Source organism: Roseovarius sp. EC-HK134 (assembly GCF_902498815.1).
Taxonomy (GTDB): Bacteria; Pseudomonadota; Alphaproteobacteria; order Rhodobacterales; family Rhodobacteraceae; genus Roseovarius; species Roseovarius mucosus_A.
The window spans coordinates 3095783-3117196 of the sequence record NZ_LR701544.1; the positions used below are offsets into that span (position 1 = coordinate 3095783).

A 21414-nucleotide genomic window follows, 5' to 3' on the forward strand; every position below is an offset into this window, starting at 1 on the left:
TGGCAGTCCGAGGTGCCGCCCCCTGAGTTCACGCTGACACCCGGCGGGTGGTTGCGCGTGGGCCTGCGGGGGCTGGGTATGGCGCTGGTGATTCTGCTGGGCGTGGTCATCGCGGTCGCGTTGCGGCTGATCGAGCGGCCCTTGTACGGCGTGCACCGTCCGTGGACGCCGTATGTGACGCAATGGGTGTGTTGGGCGGTGTTTCGCGTGCTGGGCATGCGGCATGAGGTGGTGGGCACGCCGATGCATGTGCCCGGTGCGGTGGTGGCCAACCACGTCTCTTGGCTGGATATCTTCGCGCTCAATGCCTGTAAGCGGGTGTATTTCGTGTCAAAATCCGAGGTGGCGGGTTGGCCCGGCATCGGGCATTTGGCGCGGCTGGTGGGCACGGTGTTCATCACCCGCGATCCGAAAGAAGCCAAGGCGCAGACCGAGATTTTTGAAGAGCGCCTGTTGGTGGGCCACAAGCTTTTGTTTTTTCCAGAGGGAAGCTCTACCGATGGGATGCGCGTTATCCCTTTTAAATCAACGCTCTTTCAGGCGTTCTTTAGCAAACGGCTAGAGCATTCAATCCACGTTCAGCCGGTTTCGGTGATCTATCAGGCCCCCGTGGGTCAAGATGCCCGTTTTTATGGCTGGTGGGGCGATATGGATTTTGGCACGCATCTTTTGCGTGTTTTGGCGGTGCGGCCTCAGGGCCGGGTGCGTGTGGTCTATCACGCCCCGGCGCGTGTCGATTCCTTTGCGGACCGCAAGGCGCTGGCCGCTTGGGCCGAGGCGCAGGTGCGCAGCGGCATGCCAGAGGCGCGCCGGGGGCAATAGGGACGAGGTTCAGCCCATCGCGGCGATGAAGCGGCCAAGGGCGGCAACCGGGTCCTCTTCGCGCCAGATTTCTTCGCCAAAGGCCAGAAAATCCGCCATAGGCGTCAGTTGCGCCACCAACGCCAGATCAAGCGCGCCTTCGGCCACGACCGGCAGTTCGATCACCTTGGACCACCAGTCGAACACATCCATATCAACCCGCGCGCCGTCGTCTAGCGGGGTGGCCCCCACGGGACCAAAGCTGATGTAATCAGCGCCTGCCTCGCCTGCGTTCATACCGTCATGGCGGGATGTGCCGCAGAAACAGCCGACAATCGCATCCTCGCCCAATTCCTTGCGCGCGGCGCGCACCGAGCGTCCGGCATCGGGAAGATGCACACCGTCCAACCCATGCCGCTCGACCAGCATCAAGTGGCTCTCGATGACCAAGGCCACGTCACGGGCATGTGTCACCTCACGACAGGCATCGGCCGCACGCGCGATGCGATCCTCGTCACGGCTGGCAAGGGCCAAACGCACGCAGGCTACGGGATGACTGTCGAGCACGCGGGCCAATGTGTCGGGAAAGACGCTCAGCTCGAATTCGGGTGGGGTGATGAGGTAAATCTGTGGCTGCTCGGTCTCGGCCATTGGGGCGCTCCTGATGGATTTTTGCCCCTATACCGTGGAAAAGCGGCTTTGACCATTGGGCAGGTCGGGCTTCCTCTTGGGTCAGATGCAAACCGTCTCACTCTGGTTCAGGGCTGCGGGGAACGCCCGGGCGCAATTGCCCCTAGCAACCCCTCTGGCGGGTCTCTATCTTGAGCGCACGAGAAAAAGGGGCAGTTCTTGGCGATTGCAGGTTTGGCAGACGGGGTGGTGCGCAGCATCGAAGGCTTGGGCGACCGGGTCGGGCAGGCATTGTTCGAGCCGGTGATCCGCGTCGGTGTGACGGGCCTTGCGCGCGCTGGCAAGACGGTGTTCATCACCTCTCTCATCGCCAATCTGATGGACCGGGGGCGGATGCCCGGCCTTTTGGCGCAGGGCGAGGGGCGAATTCTGGCGGCCTATCTGCAGCCGCAGCCCGATGTGACCTTGCCGCGTTTTGACTATGAGTCGCATTTGGCCGCGCTGACCGGCCCGGAACCGCATTGGCCCGAGAGCACGCGCACCGTGTCCGAGCTTCGGCTGTCGCTGCGCGTGCGGCCTGCGGGGCTTTTGTCGGGGGTCACGGGGCCACGTGTGATCCATCTTGATATCGTGGATTATCCCGGCGAGTGGCTGCTGGATCTGGCTTTGTTGGACAAAAGCTATGAGGAATGGGCCGCCGAGGTGCTGGCGCGGATCGGGGCGCGCAGCGAGGCGGCTGCCTATCTCGCACAGGTGACAGAGGTGGATACGGCGGCACCGCTTGATGAGCCATTGGCGCAGGCTTTGGCCGCTGGTTTTACTGCTTATTTGCATGCGGCGCGTGCCGCTGGTTTCTATGATTGCACGCCAGGGCGATTCATTTTGCCGGGGGATCTTGCGGGATCGCCGGTGGTCACCTTCGCGCCCCTGCCTGAGGGCAAGGCGGGCCGGGGCAGCCTGCGCGCCGAGATGGCACGGCGCTATGACGCCTACAAGCGTGAGGTCGTAAAGCCGTTTTTTCGCGATCACTTTGCCAAGATCGATCGGCAGGTGGTTTTGGTGGATGCGCTTGATGCCATCCACAAGGGGCCGCAGGCGGTCGAGGATATGCGCCGGGCGATGGCGGATATCCTGAGCGCGTTCCGGCCGGGCCGCAATGCGTTCCTGACACAGTTGTTCTTGGGGCGGCGCGTAGAGCGCATTCTCTTTGCCGCGACCAAGGCGGATCACCTGCATCATGCGCAGCATGGGCGACTGACGGGGATCATGGCGGCCCTCTTGCGTGAGGCGCGGGACCGGGCCGAGTTTGCCGGGGCCACGACGCAGGCAATGGCCTTGGCCGCATTGCGCGCCACGGTCGAGGAACGGGTAAGCCACAATGGCGAGATGCTCGACTGTGTCCGTGGACGGCTGCTCGAGACCGGGCGGCAGGCGGCGTTTTATGCAGGCGATCTGCCGGATGATCCGGGACAACTCTTGGCCCCGGCACGGGCGGGGGCCAAGGAGTGGTTGGGGCGGGACTATCAGGTGATGCGGTTTGCGCCTGCTCCGCTCAACCTGCGCCCCGGCGAGGGCCCGCCGCATATTCGGCTGGACCGGGCGGCGCAGTTCCTGTTGGGGGACAAGCTATGAAGACGGCGCGTGGGCGGCTTTGGCATTTGCCGCGTCTTGCCATGATCCTTTGGGCGTTTACGCGTGCCACGCCATGGTTGCCAAGGGTGCGCAGTCACTGGGACGATCTTCGCGCGCTGGCACGGGTCATCCGTTGGGGATGGGTGCGCGTGATCCGCGAGCAGGGCCGCGTCGCCGGATTTCTGGTGCGCGACGGCGATATCCTGCACGCGCTCTATGTCCATCCGGTGCTGCGTGGGCAGGGGTTTGGCCGGGCACTTTTGGCCGAAGCCAAGGCCGAAGCGGGCGTGCTGCGCCTTTGGGTGGTCGAGGCCAATGCCGCCGCCCGAGCATTCTATGCGCGCCAAGGATTCGTCGAGGCGGCGCGCAGTGCGGGTCTGGGAAATGATGAAGGGCTGCCGGATATCCTGATGGTCTGGCGTGGCGAGGGAGTGAGCGCGTGAGCGTTGATAAGGCCAAGGGCCCGGTATTGATTGAGATGGAGGAGCGTGCTGCCGAGGGACCGGACCGCGCGCCGCCTGTGCCCGATCTGGTTGAGCGGCCAGACGGGCGGGCGATGCGGGCGGTGATCACGCGCGGTGCGGCGGGGCCGTCTTGGCTGGGTCGGCTGTTTTGGGGTTTGGCGCTTGGGCTGATGGGCGCCGCCGTATCGGTGGCGGCATGGGATTTCGCAGTTGGATTGATCGCTCGGGTGCCGGTACTGGGCTATGGCGTCGCGGCGATGGGCGTGGGCCTTTTGCTGGTGGCAGCGATGATCGGGCTGCGCGAGATGGCAGGATTTGCCCGGTTGGGGCGGCTCGATACCCTGCGGCGCGAGGCTGCTGCGGCGCTGACCGGAGGCAATCTGGAGGCGGCGCGAGCGGTCGTGGCGCGGCTGCGCGCGCTTTACGCCGCGCGCCCCGAGGCGGCTTGGGGGCTTGAGCGGCTTGCAGAGCAGCAGGCGGATCAGTTCGACGCCGAGGCGCTGTTGGGGCTGGCGGAGGCCGAGGTTCTGGCCCCTCTCGATGCGCTCGCGCTGCGCGAGGTCGAGAGTGCGGCGCGGCAGGTGGCAATGATTACGGCTTTGGTGCCGCTGGCCTTGGCCGATGTGGTGGGGGCGCTTGTCTCTAATCTGCGCATGATCCGGGCAGTGGCCGAGATATATGGCGGACGGGCGGGGTTTCTTGGCAGTTGGCGCTTGGCCCGTGCGGTGATGGCGCATCTTTTGGCGACCGGGGCTGTGGCGGTGGGGGATGACCTGATCAGCAGTGTGGCTGGGGGCGGCGTGCTGTCAAAGGTGTCGCGACGGTTTGGCGAAGGCGTGGTCAATGGTGCACTGACGGCGCGGGTGGGCGTGGCCGCGATCGAGGTGTGTCGCCCATTGCCGTTTCAGCGCGGGCGCAGGCCCTCGGTGACAGGTGTCGTGCGTCGGGCACTGACTGGCCTGTTTGGGCAGGGGTGATCCATGGACGCGCTGGCAGTTGTCATCGGGCTTGGGATACTGGCGCTCCTCGTGATCGGGGTGCCCTATCTCTTGGTGTCGCATGCGCGGCTCAAGGCGCGGGTGGCGCGGCTTGAGGCGGGGTTGGGACAAACGACGCCAGAAGTTGTGACAGAAGTTGTGACAGAGACTGTGGGTGCGCCTGTGGTCGAGGACCGGGCCGGACCCTGGGCAAGCGCATCTGTTGTTGCGCCTCAGACCGAGCCGACGGACACACCGCCGCGCGCCTTTGTGCTGCGGGCGGACCGGCTTGGGGCGCTTATGGCGTGGCTGAGGGCCAATTGGGCCTTGGCCGTTGCGGGTGTCTCGCTGGCCTTGGCGGGCGTCTTCATGGTGCAATACGGCGTCGAGCAAGGGGTGCTTACGCCGTTTTGGCGGGTAATGGGCGCGCTGGCGCTTGGCGCCGCGCTAATTGCAGCGGGCGAGCGGCTGCGGCGACGCTATGGCGATGAAGCGGCGGGCGCGGTCACGGGCCTGCCCTCGGTTCTGTCGGGGGCGGGGGTGATCGCGCTTTTTGCAGGCGTTTTGGCGGCGCGGGGCCTGTATGATCTGATCGGGCCGGGCATGGCCTTGGCGGGGCTGGTAGGTGTTGGGGCCGGGGCGGTTGTACTTGGCTGGTTCCATGGGCCGGTGTTGACGGCGCTCGGCTTGATCGGCGCAGGTGTGGCACCGTTCCTGGTGGGCGGACAGTCTGATACGCCGGGGGTGTTTTACGGCTTCTACGCGCTGCTTGCGGCCGTCGGGCTGGCGGTGGATGCCGCGCGCCGTTGGGCATGGATTTCAGTCTTGGCATTGATGGTCAGCATGGGCGGTGCAACGCTGCTATATCTGGGGGAGGCTGGAGCGCTGCTGTATCTGGCGTTCTGGGCCGGGCTGGTTGTTTTGACGCTGCTGGTGCCCGAGGCGCGGATGATACCCCAGCACGCGGGAAATTCGCTGCTGCGACGCGTCATGGCTGGGGGCGCATATCCTGATTTTCCGGTGCGGCTGGTCTGGGCCGTGGTGGTATTGGCAAGCCTTGCTGCGCTGATGCTGGCGCGTGACGCGCGCGAGGCGCTGGTGGTCTGGGGCGCACTGAGCCTGCTTGCGGGATTGCTGGCGGCATTGACCCTTGGCACGCGGCGGGCTGAGGCGCTGGAAGATGTGCCACTGGTTCCGGCTTTGGCGGCGCTGGTGCTGGTGACGCTCGAAGGGTTTGGGAAGGGGCCAGTCTGGTCGGGGTTCATGGCCGGGATCGAGCGCTTGCCCGAATCCCCGATGCCCATGGCGGCGAGTGTCATTCTGGCGGGCGGGGCGGTGGCCTCGGTCGTTTTTGCCTTTCGCGCCCGATATGCGGCGGGGACGGTGCCGGTAATTCTGTGGAGCCTTGGGGCGGCGGTGATGGCGCCGGGGCTGGCGCTGATCCTTGAACTGCTTTGGACCCCGGCCATGGTGATCGGTGCCTATGGTTGGGCTTTGCAGGTGATGGCCCTGGCGGGGCTCATGGTGGTGTTCGCGGTGCGGGCACGGGGATCTGAGGCCCGGTTGGTGGCAGCGGTATTCGCTGGGGCAGCGCTGGTGCTCATCACGCTGGCCCTTTTTGTGATGCTGAGCCAGGCGGCGTTGACGCTGGCGCTTGGGGTGATGGTGCTGGCGACGGCGCTGATTGATCGGCGGTTCAATCTGCCGCTTTTGGGCGGGGTGGCGCAGCTGGGCGTTGCGGTGATCGGCTACCGTTTGGTGATTGATCCCGGTCTCTCTTGGGCGGTGCGCGAGGCGGGCTTGGGGGATGTGTTGCTGTCGCATCTGGGGCCGCTGATATTGCTCGGGGCGGCATGGTTTGTCATGGCGGCGCGGGCCGGTGGCACGACGCGGGTGGTGATCGAAAGCGCTGTTTGGAGCATCACGGCGATCGTCCTCAGCGTGCTTTTGCAGCGTTGGCTGGGGGGGCCGGGGGCGATGGGCCATGCGGGTCTGGGCCTGACGGCGGTGGTGTGGCTGGCCTCTGCCATGGTACAACTCTGGCGTTTGCGCGCGGGCGGGCGCGCGGTGCGATGGCTGCGGCTGGCTCTGGCGGCGGCTATGGGCGCGGTGGCGCTCGTGACGCTGGTGGCGCAGGCGCTGTTGACCAATCCGCTTGTGTCGGTACTCTGGCGCAAGGAGTTCGTGAGCGGGCCGCTGATCCTTGATACATTGGCCGCCGCCTATTTGCCCGTTGCCTTGGTTTTTGCCTTGGCCGCGTGGAAGCTGGATCATCTGCCACGTTTGCTGCGGCAGGTCTTTGTCGTGGCGGGCGCGGGCTATGGCGCGTGGTATCTCGGGCTTGAAATACGGCGGCTTTGGCAGGGGGATGATTTGAGCGTGCCGGGGGTTAGCGATGGTGAGCTTTACAGCTACACGGTCGCGCTCATTCTGGTCTCGGTGCTGCTTTTGGTGCTTGCATTGCTGCGACGGTCCGAGACGCTGCGCCGGGTGGCGATGGCTGGGGTCGCGTTGACCGTGGCCAAGGTGTTTCTGGTCGACATGGCAGGATTGGCGGGGCTGGTGCGGGTGGCCTCGTTCCTTGGGCTTGGCCTGTCTCTGGCGGGGCTGGCGTGGCTCAACCGGCGGATTGCCGAGCATATGGGGCGCGGGGCAGTTTAGCCCTGAGCGGCGCGCCATGCCGCCCAAGCCTCGGGTGTGTCAAGGTCGGTTGTGGCATGCTGACGGGGCAAGGGAACGGGCGTTACGGGATGCGCGCGCAAGAGGTCGCGCGCGCCAGTGTCGCCGGTGATCTGGGCTAAGTCTGGCAGAAGGCGCGCGGGCAGAATAACCGGATGGCCGGGGGTGCCATCCGCATCGCATGCCCGAAAGATATGTTCATAATCGTTGACTTGCAGCATGATCTTCATGTCATCAGCGGTCAGGTCCGGCAGGTCGGGGAGCAAGACCATAAGGGCTGTGACCCCTTCGGCCATTGCCCATGTCGCCCCGGCGCGCAATGAGGCGGACATGCCGGTTGCGGCATCAGGCACAGGCAGGAGAGTGGCATCTAAACCCTTTAACGCCGTGCGGCGTGCAAGCCCCTCTGGTGGCAGGGTGACGGCCACGTCGCATCCGGTGCCAAGCGCAAGCGTCACGCGGTCCCGCAGAAGCGGTTGGCCACGCACCATTTCCAAGAGCTTGTCCGTCCCCCGCATCCGCGAAGATGCCCCGGCCGCGGGCACGAGAATCGCCACAGCCCCCATCAGCGGATCAGGTTCATCCGCAGGCTGAGCTTGCGGCGGTACTCCTGCGGCAGATGGCGGTTGAGCCGGCGATTGATCAGGCCAAAGACACCGATCACAACCAGCGTGAGCAAGATGAAATAGCCGGCAAGAATGGGGTAGGGCACGAAGGGGTTAAAGGTCTTGTCGGCAAAATACTTGGCGTAGTACAGCGCATCGCCGCGCTGTTGCCAGACCGGAAAGCCCGAAAAGAACACCAGCGTGGTGGCGTGAAAGAGAAAGATCGCCTCATTCGTATAGGCGGGCCATGCGAGCCGCAGCATGGTGGGCCAGATGATCCGGCGAAAGCGGGGCCAGCCGGAAAACCCGTAGGCATCCGCCGCCTCGACATCGCCCTTGGGAATGGAGCGGAGCGCGCCATAGAAAATCTCGCCGGAATAGGCTGCGGTGTTGAGGAAAAGCACGATCAGCGCCCCGAGCCACGCCGAGGTCAGAATGTCAAAGAAGGGTGAGACGGATTTGAGCGATAGAAAGAAGAAATAGGCAAAGAAGAACTGGATAAAGAGCGGCGATCCGCGAAAGACAAAGATGAACCATTCCGACAGCTTGCGGATCACGCGGTTGCGAGAGCCTTTGCCAAGGGCCACGGCAGTGGCAAGGATGAAGCCGCTGATGAGCGCGAAGAACCCGAAATAGACATTCCAGATCAGGCCAGAACCGATGAGGGTGAATTGCTGGCATAGGGTGAAATCGCTTTGTGGCAGAAGGCGTTCCCCAATACCAATGGCGCGCAGTCCGTAGGCTTGAATGGTCTCAAGGCAGCTCATGCCGCTTTCCTTTGCGCTTCACCGCCGGTGGTGGCTTGCCCCAGAGTGAGGCGCTGCATCAGGCGTTCCAGCACCACTTCGGAGATGCGGGTAAAGCCAAGGTAAAACACCATCAGCCCGAGAAAATACCACATCCGCCAGTCGCCATGCGGGTATTCCGTAAAGCGCGGGTTGGCGGTGGCACCGAGTTCGCGCGCCCAATAGACGATATCCTCGACCCCCAAGAGAAAGAGCAACGGCGTGGCTTTGATCAGCACCATCCAGAGATTGCCAAGGCCGGGCAGGGCGTAAACCCACATCTGCGGCACCATGATCCGCCAAAACGCCTGACGCCGGGTCATGCCATAAGCCTCTGCGGTTTCCATCTGGGCGCGCGGCACGGCACGCATCGCGCCAAAGAGCACGTTGGCGGCAAAAGCACCAAAGACGATGGCAAAGGTCAGCACTGCAAGGGTGAAGCCGTAGGTTTCATGCACCCATTGTGGGGCAGAACCGAGCGGCAGTTTGGCGGCCTGACAGACCACGAAATCATTGCCTTGACGGATCGGTTGATCCCAATCAGGGCAGAGGATTTGATGCCGCGCCCATTCAAACGCTTGGTCAAGAGCGATGACAAAAAAGAGGAAAAACGCGATGTCGGGCACGCCGCGCACGATTGCGATATAGGCTTTGCCGAGCCAGCGGACCGGGGCGATATGTGCCCGCGCGGCCATGGCCCCGCCAAAGCCAAAGGCGAGGGCCGCAGGTGCCGTAATCGCCAGCAGCAACAGCACAGTGCCCACCGCATAGTAGAGTTGCAGGTGTTTGGACGTGGTGAGATAACAGCTCAGCCACGCAAGCCCGTCGAGATTGGCCGGATCGGAGCAAAAGGCAAACATCGCATTCAGCCTTGTTGGAGGGGGCGGGGCCGCATCGGACCCCGCCGGTCGGTCAACCTCAGAAGGTCAGGCCGATTTCCCATTTCTCGATGAGCGCGTTCAGGCTGCCGTCGTCCTTCATGGATTGGATGGCGGCGTCGAGCTTGCCTTTGAGTTCGGTGTCGCTTTCGCGCAGGCCAAGGCCGATGCCGCCGCCGATCATCACCATCTCTTCAAGCAGTTCGAGCCCTGCATCCTCTTCCGCCACGGGCAAAAGGAAGGCGCGGTCAGCCAGCACGGCATCTGCTTCGCCATTGCGCACGGCGGCGATGGATTCTTCGGGCGTGGCATATTCCACCAGCGTGGCACCGCTGCTGGCCACGTAGGACGCCTGAATGGTGCCCGACTGGGCCGCGATGACGCCGGATTTCACATCGACATCCGCCGACGGGGCAAGATAGGCCGAGGGATCGGGCAGGGTGTAGTTCTGGGTAAAGTCGATGACCTGATCGCGTTCCTCGGTAATCGACATGCCCGCGATGATCACGTCATAGTTGCCCGACACAAGGTTGGGAATAATGCTGTCCCAGTCATTCGTGACCCATTCGCAGGTCAGTTCGGCGCGCTTGCACAGCTCATCGCCCAACTCGCGCTCGAACCCGTCAACTTCGCCTTTGTCGTTGATGAAGTTATACGGAGGGTAGGCGCCTTCGGTGCCCAGCCGAACGGTGTCGGCCATGGCAAATCCAGCCGAGAGGGCCAGTGCGGCGGTGGTGAGTAGTAGTTTCTTCATGGTTTTCTCCCTTTGAGTGGTGGTCTTGCCTCAGCCGCCAGTGGTGGAACTGAGGAATTGTTGCAGGCGCGTCGATTTCGGCGCGCCAAAGAGGGTGTCGGGCGGACCCTGTTCTTCGATCAGCCCTTGGTGCAGGAACACGACATGGTCGCTGACATCAGCGGCCATCTTCATATCATGGGTGACGATCATCATGGTGCGGCCCTCATTGGCCAGATCCTTGATGACGCGGATCACCTCTTGCTCCAGCTCTGGGTCAAGCGCGGAGGTGGGTTCGTCAAACAAGAGCGCCTCCGGCTCCATGCACAGGGCACGGGCGATCGCTGCGCGTTGTTGTTGACCGCCGGACAATTGCGCCGGGTAAACATCGCATTTGTCGCCAATACCCACCTTGTCGAGATATTTGCGCGCGGCGGCCTCAACCTCGTGCCGATCCCGGCCCAAGACCGTAACGGGTGCCTCCATCACATTCTGCAGGATCGTGAGATGCGCCCAGAGATTGAATTGCTGAAACACCATGCTGAGATTGGTGCGGATGCGCAGCACTTGTTTGGGGTCAGCGGGGTGGCGCGCCAAGCCTGCGCCCTTCCACTGAACCGGCTCGCCCTTGAAGAGGATGTCGCCCTGTTGGCTATCTTCAAGCAGGTTGGCGCAGCGCAGGATGGTCGATTTACCAGAGCCCGAAGACCCAATGAGCGACACAACATCGCCGCGATGGGCGGCAATATCGACCCCCTTGATCACCTCAAGCGCGCCATAAGCCTTGTGCAGGTTGCGTATCTCGATAACCGGGGGCGTGTCTGACAAGGGGTGCTTCCGTGTTGGTGCGGTTTTGACGGCTTTATGACAATAGGGCCGAAAAAATGGGTCGATGCAACTTGCAAAACGGGCGATTGGGGGGTGGTTTGTGCGATTTGACGCGCCGTCAGCTCAATTCGGAGGCGTGAGTGGCGGGGGCGGCGCAGGATTGGGCGGGGCCAAATAATCCTCGGCGGCAATATAGGTCACGCCCTTTAACCCAAGGGTTGCGCGCGCCGCCGCAGGCAGCGCCATGATTGCTGCCTCAAGGGCGTCGCGCAGTGCGTCTGCATCGCGCCCGAGCGCGGTAATGTAGGGCAGCGCCGGGGTAGGATCGGTATGGGCCAACACGCGCAACCCCGTCGTGAAGGGATCATGTGCCTGCATCAGGTGCCAACTCAGCACATCGAGCGCGGCAATATCGGCGCGCCCTTCGGCCACGGCCATGGCCGAGGCGCGATGCGCGCCGGTGTGGACGGGCGTGGTAAAGGAAAATCCACGCGCGGCGGCCCAGTTCTGTGGCGCGGCCCAACCCGATTGCGACAGACCGTCGTTATAGGCCAGACGCGCGGTGGCGAACGCCTCGGGATGGGTGCGTGGATCATCTGCACGCGCGACAAATACGCTATGGTAATATCCCGGTGGGCAGCTTGGCAGGTCAAGCACGGGACTGGCCACCAGCGTTACATGCCCGTGCAGCCGCGCACGGTAGGGATAGCCGCAGGTTTGCGACAAGAGCAGATCAGGGCTACGCCAGTGATCCCAGAGATTACCGTCCCGGGTGAGGGTCTCTGGCCCGTCGCCCAAGGCTGCGCGCATGGCGTTCCAGAGGGCATCGTTGCACGCCGCCGTCTCGGGGCGGTCATACATGGGTAGGCTGACGATCACGTGCCGCCCATGACGCGCTGACGGGCGCGCGCGCTTTCCTGATCGGTGATGCCCAAGAGGCTGGCCACCAGACGCAAGAGCGCGTCCTCATCGGCCTCGCGCACCCCATCGGCCAAGGCCACTTGCCAGAGCGCTTCGATCACACCAAGGCGATCCTCATGCGGCACCGCGTCCTTGATGGCGCGCGTGAAGCGCACGGTGTCGGGGGCTTCGCTCTCAAGCGTTTCGGCCTCTTGGCGCAGGGCTTCGGCCTCTGACTGAGGCAGGTCGTAGCGGGCAGAGATGATGCGCGTGATGCGGATGATCTCGGAGGCGGAATAATCTCCATCGGTGCGCGCAACGCGCACGAGGAGGGCACAGAGCGCCAGACGGGCATCACCGCCGGTCAGGGGCTCGGGGGCTGGTTGGATCAGCCGTTTGAGGAAATCTGCGAACATGCCATAGGTATAGGGTGCCAACCGCGACGCGCCAATGGGGAATTACTGCGCCTCGGCCAAGGCGCGGGCGGCGTCACTATCGGCATGGCTCAGGCCCATCGCCTCTCGCGCGGCGTCTATCACCTGCAACTCTTCTGGCTGGCTTGCGCCGTCGGACAGCACCACTTCCCACAGCGCCTCGAGCGCACCAAGGCGAGCCTCGAGGCTGACGGTCTCGCGGATGATGTGGCCAAAGCGATCCGTATCGGGGGCGGCGTGCTCAATCCGTTCCGAGACTGCGCGCATCTTGGCCGCCTCAACCGGGCCAAGCCCATAAATGCGCGCCAACAGACGATCTATCCGCTTGATTTCGGCCAATTCGTAATGGTGATCGGATTTCGCGACACGCACCATCAAAGCGGCCAAGGCAAGTTTCTCATCCGGCTCTGGCAGGGGGCCGGGTTTTGACGCAGAGAAGCTGTGTAGAAGGCGATTCAACATACCCAAAGTTTACGCGCCAAAGCAGCGCGCCCCAAGCAAATTTTTATGGGCTGCCCAAATGGCGTCACAGTTGTTCCGCAGAAAGCGCACTTTCGGCGCGCAGAGATAGCGCATTGTTTTTTCGCGATAGTTACGGAGCCGATGATGCCGCAAGCCAGTCCGTTTGATTGGTCCGCAAGCCCTGTTGCCGAGCAAATCGAGTATTTGCGTGGCCTAGCGCCAGAGTCGTTTCATCAGGCGCTCATCGACTATGACTGGGCGCTTGCGCCTGAGCCTGTCTTGGGCTGGGCCATGGCGCAACGTGGTATTGATCTGTGCACAGCGCTTTCCGTTTTTTTCAACGGCGATCCGGGGCGGTTCAATTACATGCCAAAGCCACATGTGCCAGAGCCATATCGTGGCGTGGCACGGGTGCTGGATAATATCTGTTTGCGGGTCAACAGTGGATTTTACCTGATTTATCCCGGTAAACTCCCGTGTTGCCAGCACCGGCTCTCGAAGTGGCTGAGCTACCAGCAGGCGGACCGCGACGAAGGGCGGCGGGGGCGATGGATGCTGGATGAGCGTATTCTGGAACCGATGCTACAGGATGATCTGCGCTTGCCGCGCGATCAGGCCCCGCTGAACAAGCCGCGCCCGAGCCTCTGGCGCGATTTGCTGAGCCCGCTCATCGGGCTGGGGGTGGATCGCGACGTTCTGAAATACAAAGACCGTTTGTGACACGCGCCCTCAAAGCTTGCGCACTTTCAATCGCGTGATGCGGTTGTCCTTGCGGGCCATGACCTGAAACCGGAAGCCGTGAAAGATAAAGACCTGATCCACCTTGGGGATCATCTGCGCCTCATGGATCACAAGCCCTGCGACGGTATTGGCGGCCTCGTCGGGGAGGTTCCAGTCGTTGGCGCGGTTGAGGTCGCGGATGGTCATCGCCCCATCGACGAGAAACTGATTGTCTTCGGTCCGGCGCACGGGATGTTCGGCATCCGGGTCGAATTCATCGGTGATCTCGCCGACGATTTCTTCCAGAATATCCTCGAGCGTGATCAGACCCTGAAGCGTGCCATATTCATCAACCACCATGGCGAAATGGCTGCGCATCCGCAGGAATTGGCGCATCTGGTCGTCGAGCGTTGTGGTTTCAGGCACGAAATAGGGTTTGCGCGCGATACTGCATACGTCGAAATTCTTGAGCGCCGCCGCGCCATCCTGCGATTCTGTCACCAGTTTGTGCATGGCGCGCAACAGATCCTTGGCGTGCACCACGCCGATGATGTTGTCAGGGTCGTCGCGATAAAGCGGTAAGCGGGTGTGGTTGCTCTTGAGGCATTGATCGAGAATCGCGTCAGGCTCTGCTTCGGCGTCGATCATCTCGATCCGCGAGCGATGCAGCATGATTTCCTCGACGGCACGTTCTCCGAGGTCGAGCGCGCCAAGGATACGGTCGCGGTCTTCCTTTTCCACCACCCCTTCGGATTGCCCAAGGTATAGCGCACCTGCGATTTCCTCGCGCACGGCCAGAATGTGGCTGTCAGGATCGGTTTGCACGCCAAAAAGCGCCAGAACCCGGCGCACGAACCAACGCACGGCGGTGACGATCGGGGAAAAGATCTTGATCACCCAGACGATGATGGGCGCGGTGCGCGCAGCGGCGGCCTCGGCATTGGTGATGGCATAGGTCTTGGGCAGGACTTCGGCAAAGACCAGCACGAGAAGGGTCATCACCAGCGTGGCAAGGGCAACACCGCTCTCGCCAAAGAGGCGGGTAAAGAGCGCTGTGGCCAGCGACGCGGCCAGAATGTTCACCATGTTGTTGCCAAGCAGAACCGAGCCGATGAGCCGCTCGTTATCCTCGGTGATCCGCAGCGCCGTTTCCGCCCCGCGCGAGCCCTTTTCCGCCTGCGCCCGAAGTTTCCCGCGGGAGGCGGCAGTAAGCGCAGTTTCGCTGCCCGAGAAATAGGCAGACATGACCAGCAGGGTGACGATCGCACCGCAGGTGATCCAAAATGTCAGGTCGGTTGCGCTTGACGCGGCTTCCATCTCTTTGCAGTCCCTTTTAATTTATTGGGTTATGGGGTGTCCGTCCCCTGCATTCAAGGGAGCATGGGCCATGCGGATCATGGATTTAGGAGAGTTGTTTGGCCCTGTGCTGATTTTCGGAGGGCCCTATTCTAATTTGCAGGCGACGCAGGCGTTTCTGGCATGGGCAGATGCACATCACTTTCCCCCGGAGCGCCGGATTTGTACGGGCGATGTCGTGGCCTATTGTGCGAACCCTGCCGAAACGGTGGCCCTTATTCGTGCGGCGGAGTGTCCTGTGCTTGCGGGCAATTGTGAGCGGCAGTTGGCGCGCAATGAACTGGACTGCGGCTGTGGCTTTGGCGCGGGCACGCAATGCGATCTTTTGTCGGCGGGGTGGTATCGCCACGCCGACCGATTCATTGGGGCTGCGGATCGGGGCTGGATGGAGACGCTGCCAGATCTCATCCTGTTCACCCATGCTGGTCGACGCGCGGCCGTGATCCATGGCGGTCTGACGGATGTCAGCCGATTCGTCTGGCCAGTGTCGGATGAGGCAGTTTTTCTTGAGGAAATATCACATATTCAAAAGGTTGCAGGCCATATTGATTATGTTTTCTCAGGCCATTCCGGGGTGATGTTTCAGCGACGTATCGGCGCGGTGGACTGGATTAATGCGGGGGCAATCGGCATGCCGCCCCATGATGGACGAGTCGAGACCGGATTTGCCGTACTGGACGCGCACGTGACCTTTCATCGTCTCGCCTATGATTATCTGGGCGCGCAGGCTGCGATGCGGGCGGCGGGGCTGGTGCAGGGCTATGATACGGCCCTTACATCTGGCTATTGGCCATCCGAGGAGGTTTTGCCCCCGGTCTTGCGCCGGGCGGCCTGTGCCAACGGGTGATGCTCTTGCACAAGCGCCTGAAGGCGGGCTTCAAGCACATGGGTATAAATCTCGGTCGTGGCGACATCGGCATGACCAAGAAGCGTCTGGATCACGCGCAAATCGGCACCGTTGGCCAAAAGATGCGTGGCAAAGGCATGGCGCAGGGTATGCGGCGTGACCTTGTCGGGATCAACATGAGCTTTGACAGATATTTCTTTGATAAGGTTATAAAATCTATGGCGCGTGAGATGCCCAGAGGCACCCCCTGAGGCGAAGAGATAGGGGGAGGATTGCACGCCTTTGGCGCGGCGGGCGCTCTCTTCGGCATCGCGAATCGCAAGCCAGTCGCTGAGGGCTGCGCGCGCGGGCGGCGAGAGTGGCACCATGCGTTCCTTGCCGCCTTTGCCGCGCACCAAAATCATGCGTGGATCGCCTCGCGCGGCACCAAGCGGCAAGGACACCAGCTCGCTGACGCGCATGCCCGTGGCATAGAGCAGCGCCACAAGGCAGGCGTTGCGGCTGCGCTCCGACGCTGTGCGCCCATGAGCGGGGGCCATGTCGAGCAAGCGGCTGACCTCTTCTTCGCTGAGGGTCTTAGGCAGGCGCTGTGCCTTACCCGGCCCTTTGATGCGAATGGCGGGGTTATCCGCGCGCAACCGCTCATCAAAAGCAAAGCGGTAAAGCTGACGAATCGCCGAGAGCCTGCGCGCCCGCGTTGCCCGCGCGAGGCCCTGTTCATCGCAGAAGACAAGATAGCGATCAATGTCAGGCTGAGTGAGAGATTGCAGCGCAAGCCCTTGATTTTCAACCCATTCGGAAAAGTCTTTGAGATCCCGTGCATAGGCGAGCAGCGTGTTTTTAGCGGCTCCAAGCTCGGCGGCCTGCGCCTCGAGAAAGAGATCAATCCAGCGCGTAGCCTCGGTCACCCGCGTGGGTCCAACAGCAGCAATTGTAAAGCCGCGCGGCGGGCGGTGTCCTCTAGCCCCAAGGTGCGCAGCGTGGCAATTGCCCCAGGCAGCGCATCGCGCGCCCTGTCGCCATGGCCGATCTGTCGCGCAGCGGCCAGAATCGCCTCGCCCAGTCGTCCGGCGTCGATCAGCGCCTGATGATCTGCCGGCGGGGCGCTGTTGGCGAATCCTGCGGCGATCGCACTTTGGAGTGAGGTGCGCGCCGCTTCGGCCGATGGGGCACCACGGGCGGTATCAATCAGGAACTGTTGATCCGACGAGGGCGAGGAAAGCCGCGCAGATGCAGTTTCATACTGCTCTGATAAAAGCATGATTTCAAAGACTTGCGAGGCGATTTTTTGCGGGATTTCTGCAGTATCAAGGCGCTCTGCAAAAAGCTCGGCAAAGATCACCTCTAGCCGTTGGTCGCGCGCGGCGCGCCAGGCTCTTGGCAAGGCTTCGACAAGGTCTTGTGATGCCCCTTCGCTTAGCGCCTGATCAAGCGCTTGAATTGCCGCAACCCGATCCCAGACGCCGCCTGAGGCAGCCGGGCGGCGATCTGTATAAAGGCCCAAAAGGCGCGAGGCAGGCACGGCACCTGTGCGCGCTAGACGTTCTGCCGCCTCGATTTCGGCCTTCCAGCCGGAATTGCCGCGCAAATCAGCCATGGCGAAGGCGCGCGGCAGATTATGGGTTGGCAGGGCGGTGCCGATAGCCTCAAACAGGCGAAATTGCAGCGCTGTAAGGGATTGGGGTGGTTCCGGCGGTTCGGTTTCCTCGATCAATTCGGGATCAAGGTAGAGTGCCAGAAGGGTGGCATCGGTTTCGGAGAGTGTGCCGAGGGCCGTCGCGCTGTGATAGGTGAGCGCGGCGGTGTTCCAGTCGCCACTGCGGGCGGCGCAGTAGATACGCGCGCCGATATCCGACGTCAGACGCGGCTTGCGGCTGAGCATGGCGCAGGCGGGGTCCTCTTGTCCGAGCAGAAGAGAGAGGTCAAACCATTGATCAAAAAGTGATTTTGTCATGGGTCCGGCCCGCTCTGCCATGGCCTGTGCGGGTTCTATCGCGCCAAAGCTGCGCAGCGCCTTGAGGCGTGCTTGCAGGAATGCGGCATCTGATCCGGCATCAAGAGGCGCATTCGCCTCGGCCAGCAGCAGGGTGTAATAGAGCGCCTGAATGGCAGGTAAGGGTTCGGATTCTAGATGTGACAGGGCACGCAAAAGCGTTGAAGTTGTGCTTTTTTCCCAAAGGGTTACTGGCAAGCCTGTGGTGGTGCTGGGCAGTAGGCCGACAGCATCCGCACGCGGTGCGTCCAGCGCGGTGACGGTCACGTTTGGTACGGTGACGGTATTCGCGGAGGGCGGTTCCGAGAATGAGGGGCGCGGTACGGTCGTGACGGCTGCGGTGCTGGCCTCATCCAACCACTCAATCGCAGAAAGCGGTTGCTGCGCGAGGGCGGCACCCGTCGTGGTCAATCCAAGGAAAACTACCGTGCTAATCCGTCTCAAGAATGATGTCCTGCCGAATCTCGGTCTGGTCAGGTGAGAAATCCGCGCCAAAGAATGGCCCGATATAGGCATAGGCCACTAAGGCAATGAAGCCTAGAATAGCCAGATAAATCAGCCACTTGATCAATCGCAGCATGTTATCCCCTGCCTGAATTGCCCGTTCTTTTTCCCAAGTTATAACTGGCCTTTTGCGCAAGATCACGTCATTGAATGAAAAACTTTGTGAATGGGCAAGGGAGCGCCGAAAGTGTCGGGCAAAGGGCACTGGACATTGGGCAAGACGGTTGTGCTGGTGGGCATGATGGGGGCGGGCAAGACGGCGGTGGGCAAGGCGCTGGCGGCCCGGATTGGCGTGCCGTTTCTCGATTCGGATGCCGAGATCGAGAAGGCCGCGAGTATGGCGATTTCCGAGATATTTCAAAGGGATGGCGAGACGTTCTTTCGGGCGCGGGAGACCGAGGTGATCGACCGTTTGCTCGATGGGCCGCGTGCGATCCTGTCCACGGGCGGGGGCGCGTTTTTGGCGGAGCGCAACCGGGATCTTGTGGCGCGCAAGGGGGTTTCGGTCTGGCTCGATGCGGATCTTCCGCTTTTGTGGTCACGGGTAAAAGGAAAGAATACCAGGCCCTTACTGCGCACAGCTCATCCATATGAGACGCTTGCGGATATCTATAATGCCCGTGTGCCGATCTATGAGTTGGCAGAGATCCGGGTGCGGGCGCGGTCGGAGTACAGTGTCGAGGCAATGGCCGAGCAAGTTCTTAACGCGCTGAGCGCGCGCAAGGACGTATTGGAGTGGGTGGAATGACCGAAATCGTGCATGTGGGCCTGCCGGGACGGGAGTATGATATTCACATCGGGCCGGGTCTGTTGGGGCAATCCGGGGCGCTGATTGCCCCCCTGTTGCGGCGTCCGCGTGTGGCGATTGTGACCGATGAGACGGTGGGGCCTCTGCACTTAGCAACGCTTTGCAAGGGTTTGGAAAAGAATGGTATTTCTTCAGTTTCCCTGACCCTGCCGGCGGGGGAGGCGACCAAATCCTGGCCGCATTTCGAGCGGGTTGTCGAATGGTTGCTGGAGGAAAAGGTTGAGCGCAATGACGTGGTGATTGCCTTTGGCGGTGGCGTGATTGGTGATCTGGTCGGGTTCGCGGCGGCGGTGCTGCGGCGGGGCGTACGCTTTGTTCAGGTTCCGACGAGTTTGCTGGCGCAGGTCGACAGCTCTGTGGGGGGCAAGACGGGGATCAACGCGCCGCATGGCAAGAACCTGATCGGAGCGTTTCACCAACCAAGCCTTGTTCTGGCGGATATCGAGGTGTTGGGAACGCTGACGGAACGCGATTATCTGGCCGGTTATGGCGAGGTGGCCAAATACGGATTGCTTGGAGATAGTGAATTCTTTCAGTGGCTTGAAGGCAATGCTTCACGTGCCGCAGCGGGTGATAGGGCAGCGCGACTTTATCTTGTGACGCGGTCGGTTGAGATGAAGGCCGAGATTGTGACGCGCGATGAGACCGAGCAAGGTGACAGGGCCTTGCTTAATCTGGGTCATACATTTTGTCATGCCTTAGAGTCTGCCACACAGTATGATGGGTCGCGGCTCTTGCATGGGGAGGGGGTTGCGATTGGTTGCGCACTTGCGTTCGAGGTGTCGGCGCGGCTTGGCTTGTGTTCGCAGGAAGACCCAAGCCGAGTGCGGGCGCATCTGCGCGACATGAAGATGAAGGTTGATCTTTCTGATATTGCAGGAGATTTGCCAGATGCCGATGGGCTGATTGCGCTTATGGGGCAGGATAAAAAGGTTGTTGATGGCAAGCTGCGGTTCATCCTTGCGCGCGGGATTGGTGAGGCGTTCATCACCTCGGACGTGCCGCCGGATGTTGTGCGCGACGTGCTGCGCGAGGCGCTGCGCGGGCGAGGGTGACCCTTACGGACCTTACAAATCGTAAGCTGATTTTGTAAGGTCCGCTGTTGCCGTTAGCCGCTTAGTCTGACAGCTTGACGAGGGCGTGACGTTTCTTTCCCGCCGACAGCTTGATCGGCGATGTCAGGGCTGCGGCGTCAATCATCAGGCCCGCGTCGGTTAACGGTTCGTCATCCAGACGCGCGCCGTTTTCAGTGATCAGGCGCTTGGCCTCTTTGCCGGATTTGGCAAGACCGGCGCGCACGATGAGTTGCACGATGGAAATCCCTGCGGCCAGTTCATCCGCTGTCACCTCGACGGTGGGGAGGTCATCACCCACGCCGCCATGTTCGAACACCTCGCGCGCGGTGGCCTCGGCCGCCGCCGCCGCCTCGGGCCCATGCAGGAGGGTTGTGACGGCGTTGGCGAGAATGATCTTGGCGGCGTTGATGTCGGAGCCTTCCAAAGCGCCAAGGCGGTCACATTCTTCAACCGGCAATTCGGTGTAGAGTTTGAGGAAGCGCCCGGTGTCGGCGTCGGTGGTGTTGCGCCAGAATTGCCAGAATTCATAGGGGCTGAGCATATCGCCCGACAGCCAGACCGCGCCGCCCGCCGATTTGCCCATCTTGCGCCCATCCGAGGTGGTGAGCAGCGGCGACGTGAGGCCGAATACCTCGTGGTCGATGACGCGGCGGGTGAGGTCGATGCCGTTGATGATATTGCCCCATTGATCCGAGCCGCCCATTTGCAGCACACAGCCGTGGCGACGGTTCAGTTCAAGGAAATCATAGGCTTGCAGGATCATGTAGTTGAATTCGAGGAAGGACAGCGATTGCTCGCGGTCGAGGCGCGATTTCACCGATTCAAAGGACAGCATCCGGTTCACGGAGAAATGCCGCCCGATGTCACGCAGGAATTCGAGGTAGTTGAGACCGTCGAGCCATTCGGCGTTGTTGAGCATCATGGCGTCCTGCGGCCCCTCGCCGTAGGCAAGGTAGCGGGCGAAGACGCGGTTCATGCCAGCGATATTGTCGTCGATTTGCGCGGGTGAGAGCAGCGGGCGTTCATCCGAGCGGAACGAGGGATCGCCTACCTTGGTGGTGCCGCCGCCCATGAGCGTGATCGGGCGGTGCCCGGTCTTTTGCAGCCAGCGCAGCATCATGATGTTGAGCAGGTGCCCAACATGCAAAGATTTCGCCGTGGCGTCGTAGCCGATATAGGCGGTGACGGTTCCAGCACTCAATGCCTCGTCCAGACCCTGATAATCGGTGCAGTCGGCGAGATAGCCGCGCGACATCATCACGTTCAGGAATTCGGATTTGGGGCGATAGGTCATAATGCTTG

At 62.1% G+C, this 21414-nt stretch carries 23 protein-coding genes; 9 read left to right on the plus strand and 14 right to left on the minus strand.

Going from position 1 to position 21414, the window contains the following annotated elements:
* Nucleotides 1-12: 12 nt before the first annotated feature.
* A complete protein-coding gene (locus GC127_RS18815) occupies nucleotides 13-822 on the plus strand; it encodes a lysophospholipid acyltransferase family protein (RefSeq protein WP_151979872.1) in 810 nt (269 codons plus the stop codon).
* 9 nt (nucleotides 823-831) lie between these two features.
* Here GC127_RS18815 and GC127_RS18820 read toward each other — a convergent pair whose 3' ends face one another.
* Entirely contained in the window at nucleotides 832-1452 is a 621-nt protein-coding gene (locus GC127_RS18820) for a thiamine phosphate synthase (protein ID WP_151979366.1), read from the minus strand.
* A gap of 198 nt (nucleotides 1453-1650) precedes the next feature.
* On the opposite strand from GC127_RS18820, the gene GC127_RS18825 reads away from it, so the two are divergent.
* From GC127_RS18825 to GC127_RS18840, 4 genes are read left to right on the plus strand one after another with little or no spacing between them, the layout of a single operon-like run.
* Nucleotides 1651-3063 carry a YcjX family protein gene (locus tag GC127_RS18825; RefSeq protein ID WP_008281125.1) on the plus strand — a complete coding sequence of 471 codons (1413 nt, stop codon included), beginning with the start codon at nucleotides 1651-1653 and terminating at the stop codon, nucleotides 3061-3063.
* A complete protein-coding gene (locus tag GC127_RS18830; RefSeq protein WP_008281124.1) occupies nucleotides 3060-3506 on the plus strand; it encodes a GNAT family N-acetyltransferase in 447 nt (148 codons plus the stop codon). Before GC127_RS18825 ends, GC127_RS18830 begins: the two co-directional genes overlap by 4 nt.
* Nucleotides 3503-4504, plus strand: coding sequence for a YcjF family protein (locus tag GC127_RS18835; protein ID WP_151979367.1), 1002 nt, complete (start codon nucleotides 3503-3505; stop codon nucleotides 4502-4504). The genes GC127_RS18830 and GC127_RS18835 overlap by 4 nt, the downstream gene beginning before the upstream one ends.
* 3 nt (nucleotides 4505-4507) lie before the next feature.
* Nucleotides 4508-7165, plus strand: a complete 2658-nt coding sequence (locus tag GC127_RS18840) for a DUF2339 domain-containing protein (protein WP_151979368.1) — start codon at nucleotides 4508-4510, stop codon at nucleotides 7163-7165.
* On the opposite strand, the gene GC127_RS18845 is transcribed toward GC127_RS18840, so the two are convergent.
* The 8 genes from GC127_RS18845 to GC127_RS18880 form a co-directional block, all read right to left on the minus strand.
* On the minus strand, nucleotides 7162-7749 hold the full coding sequence (locus tag GC127_RS18845; RefSeq protein ID WP_151979369.1) for an NTP transferase domain-containing protein: 588 nt from the start codon (nucleotides 7747-7749) through the stop codon (nucleotides 7162-7164). The genes GC127_RS18840 and GC127_RS18845 overlap by 4 nt on opposite strands.
* Nucleotides 7749-8555 carry an ABC transporter permease gene (locus GC127_RS18850; protein ID WP_008281120.1) on the minus strand — a complete coding sequence of 269 codons (807 nt, stop codon included), beginning with the start codon at nucleotides 8553-8555 and terminating at the stop codon, nucleotides 7749-7751. Before GC127_RS18850 ends, GC127_RS18845 begins: the two co-directional genes overlap by 1 nt.
* Nucleotides 8552-9433 carry an ABC transporter permease gene (locus GC127_RS18855; protein WP_081506250.1) on the minus strand — a complete coding sequence of 294 codons (882 nt, stop codon included), beginning with the start codon at nucleotides 9431-9433 and terminating at the stop codon, nucleotides 8552-8554. Before GC127_RS18855 ends, GC127_RS18850 begins: the two co-directional genes overlap by 4 nt.
* A 58-nt stretch (nucleotides 9434-9491) precedes the next feature.
* Nucleotides 9492-10205 (minus strand): transporter substrate-binding domain-containing protein, encoded by a 714-nt coding sequence (locus tag GC127_RS18860; protein WP_081506249.1) that lies wholly within the window; start codon nucleotides 10203-10205, stop codon nucleotides 9492-9494.
* Nucleotides 10206-10235: 30 nt separating this feature from the next.
* On the minus strand, nucleotides 10236-11012 hold the full coding sequence (locus tag GC127_RS18865) for an ABC transporter ATP-binding protein (protein ID WP_008281116.1): 777 nt from the start codon (nucleotides 11010-11012) through the stop codon (nucleotides 10236-10238).
* Nucleotides 11013-11135: 123 nt separating this feature from the next.
* Complete coding sequence (locus GC127_RS18870) at nucleotides 11136-11891, minus strand: phosphate/phosphite/phosphonate ABC transporter substrate-binding protein (RefSeq protein ID WP_199861286.1); 756 nt, start codon at nucleotides 11889-11891, stop codon at nucleotides 11136-11138.
* Nucleotides 11888-12328 (minus strand): TerB family tellurite resistance protein, encoded by a 441-nt coding sequence (locus GC127_RS18875; protein WP_151979876.1) that lies wholly within the window; start codon nucleotides 12326-12328, stop codon nucleotides 11888-11890. Before GC127_RS18875 ends, GC127_RS18870 begins: the two co-directional genes overlap by 4 nt.
* 42 nt (nucleotides 12329-12370) lie before the next feature.
* Nucleotides 12371-12808 carry a TerB family tellurite resistance protein gene (locus GC127_RS18880; RefSeq protein ID WP_008281113.1) on the minus strand — a complete coding sequence of 146 codons (438 nt, stop codon included), beginning with the start codon at nucleotides 12806-12808 and terminating at the stop codon, nucleotides 12371-12373.
* Nucleotides 12809-12952: 144 nt separating this feature from the next.
* Between GC127_RS18880 and GC127_RS18885 the strand changes: the two genes are divergently transcribed.
* Nucleotides 12953-13528 (plus strand): hypothetical protein, encoded by a 576-nt coding sequence (locus GC127_RS18885; protein WP_254700194.1) that lies wholly within the window; start codon nucleotides 12953-12955, stop codon nucleotides 13526-13528.
* Nucleotides 13529-13537: 9 nt separating this feature from the next.
* Here the strand turns inward: GC127_RS18885 and GC127_RS18890 are convergent, their stop codons facing one another.
* Nucleotides 13538-14845, minus strand: coding sequence for an HlyC/CorC family transporter (locus tag GC127_RS18890; protein WP_008281110.1), 1308 nt, complete (start codon nucleotides 14843-14845; stop codon nucleotides 13538-13540).
* 70 nt (nucleotides 14846-14915) lie between these two features.
* On the opposite strand from GC127_RS18890, the gene GC127_RS18895 reads away from it, so the two are divergent.
* Nucleotides 14916-15731 (plus strand): metallophosphoesterase, encoded by an 816-nt coding sequence (locus GC127_RS18895; RefSeq protein WP_199861287.1) that lies wholly within the window; start codon nucleotides 14916-14918, stop codon nucleotides 15729-15731.
* Here the strand turns inward: GC127_RS18895 and GC127_RS18900 are convergent.
* From GC127_RS18900 to GC127_RS22905, 3 genes are read right to left on the minus strand one after another with little or no spacing between them, the layout of a single operon-like run.
* Nucleotides 15668-16639, minus strand: a complete 972-nt coding sequence (locus GC127_RS18900; protein WP_151979371.1) for a site-specific tyrosine recombinase XerD — start codon at nucleotides 16637-16639, stop codon at nucleotides 15668-15670. The two genes, GC127_RS18895 and GC127_RS18900, sit on opposite strands and share 64 nt — an antisense overlap.
* Nucleotides 16636-18168 (minus strand): hypothetical protein, encoded by a 1533-nt coding sequence (locus GC127_RS18905; protein WP_254700196.1) that lies wholly within the window; start codon nucleotides 18166-18168, stop codon nucleotides 16636-16638. Before GC127_RS18905 ends, GC127_RS18900 begins: the two co-directional genes overlap by 4 nt.
* Entirely contained in the window at nucleotides 18155-18304 is a 150-nt protein-coding gene (locus GC127_RS22905) for a hypothetical protein (protein ID WP_008281106.1), read from the minus strand. The genes GC127_RS18905 and GC127_RS22905 overlap by 14 nt, the downstream gene beginning before the upstream one ends.
* Nucleotides 18305-18394: 90 nt before the next feature.
* Here GC127_RS22905 and GC127_RS18910 point away from each other — a divergent pair, with 90 nt between their 5' ends.
* Nucleotides 18395-18976, plus strand: coding sequence for a shikimate kinase (locus tag GC127_RS18910; RefSeq protein WP_151979372.1), 582 nt, complete (start codon nucleotides 18395-18397; stop codon nucleotides 18974-18976).
* Entirely contained in the window at nucleotides 18973-20091 is a 1119-nt protein-coding gene (gene aroB, locus GC127_RS18915; RefSeq protein WP_151979373.1) for a 3-dehydroquinate synthase, read from the plus strand. The genes GC127_RS18910 and aroB overlap by 4 nt, the downstream gene beginning before the upstream one ends.
* A 61-nt stretch (nucleotides 20092-20152) precedes the next feature.
* Here aroB and tyrS read toward each other — a convergent pair whose 3' ends face one another.
* Nucleotides 20153-21406, minus strand: a complete 1254-nt coding sequence (gene tyrS, locus GC127_RS18920) for a tyrosine--tRNA ligase (protein ID WP_151979374.1) — start codon at nucleotides 21404-21406, stop codon at nucleotides 20153-20155.
* Between the last annotated feature and the right edge of the window lie 8 nt (nucleotides 21407-21414).

What these genes read in the sequence shown, in the direction of transcription:
- GC127_RS18820 (WP_151979366.1), bottom strand. Translation starts at nt 1,452, where the DNA reads ATGGCCGAGACCGAGCAGCCACAGATTTACCTCATCACCCCACCCGAA.
- GC127_RS18830 (WP_008281124.1), top strand. Translation starts at nt 3,060, where the DNA reads ATGAAGACGGCGCGTGGGCGGCTTTGGCATTTGCCGCGTCTTGCCATG.
- GC127_RS18840 (WP_151979368.1), top strand. Translation starts at nt 4,508, where the DNA reads ATGGACGCGCTGGCAGTTGTCATCGGGCTTGGGATACTGGCGCTCCTC.
- GC127_RS18845 (WP_151979369.1), bottom strand. Translation starts at nt 7,749, where the DNA reads ATGGGGGCTGTGGCGATTCTCGTGCCCGCGGCCGGGGCATCTTCGCGG.
- GC127_RS18850 (WP_008281120.1), bottom strand. Translation starts at nt 8,555, where the DNA reads ATGAGCTGCCTTGAGACCATTCAAGCCTACGGACTGCGCGCCATTGGT.
- GC127_RS18855 (WP_081506250.1), bottom strand. Translation starts at nt 9,433, where the DNA reads ATGTTTGCCTTTTGCTCCGATCCGGCCAATCTCGACGGGCTTGCGTGG.
- GC127_RS18860 (WP_081506249.1), bottom strand. Translation starts at nt 10,205, where the DNA reads ATGAAGAAACTACTACTCACCACCGCCGCACTGGCCCTCTCGGCTGGA.
- GC127_RS18875 (WP_151979876.1), bottom strand. Translation starts at nt 12,328, where the DNA reads ATGTTCGCAGATTTCCTCAAACGGCTGATCCAACCAGCCCCCGAGCCC.
- GC127_RS18880 (WP_008281113.1), bottom strand. Translation starts at nt 12,808, where the DNA reads ATGTTGAATCGCCTTCTACACAGCTTCTCTGCGTCAAAACCCGGCCCC.
- GC127_RS18885 (WP_254700194.1), top strand. Translation starts at nt 12,953, where the DNA reads ATGCCGCAAGCCAGTCCGTTTGATTGGTCCGCAAGCCCTGTTGCCGAG.
- GC127_RS18890 (WP_008281110.1), bottom strand. Translation starts at nt 14,845, where the DNA reads ATGGAAGCCGCGTCAAGCGCAACCGACCTGACATTTTGGATCACCTGC.
- GC127_RS18895 (WP_199861287.1), top strand. Translation starts at nt 14,916, where the DNA reads ATGCGGATCATGGATTTAGGAGAGTTGTTTGGCCCTGTGCTGATTTTC.
- GC127_RS22905 (WP_008281106.1), bottom strand. Translation starts at nt 18,304, where the DNA reads ATGCTGCGATTGATCAAGTGGCTGATTTATCTGGCTATTCTAGGCTTC.
- GC127_RS18910 (WP_151979372.1), top strand. Translation starts at nt 18,395, where the DNA reads ATGGGCAAGGGAGCGCCGAAAGTGTCGGGCAAAGGGCACTGGACATTG.
- aroB (WP_151979373.1), top strand. Translation starts at nt 18,973, where the DNA reads ATGACCGAAATCGTGCATGTGGGCCTGCCGGGACGGGAGTATGATATT.
- tyrS (WP_151979374.1), bottom strand. Translation starts at nt 21,406, where the DNA reads ATGACCTATCGCCCCAAATCCGAATTCCTGAACGTGATGATGTCGCGC.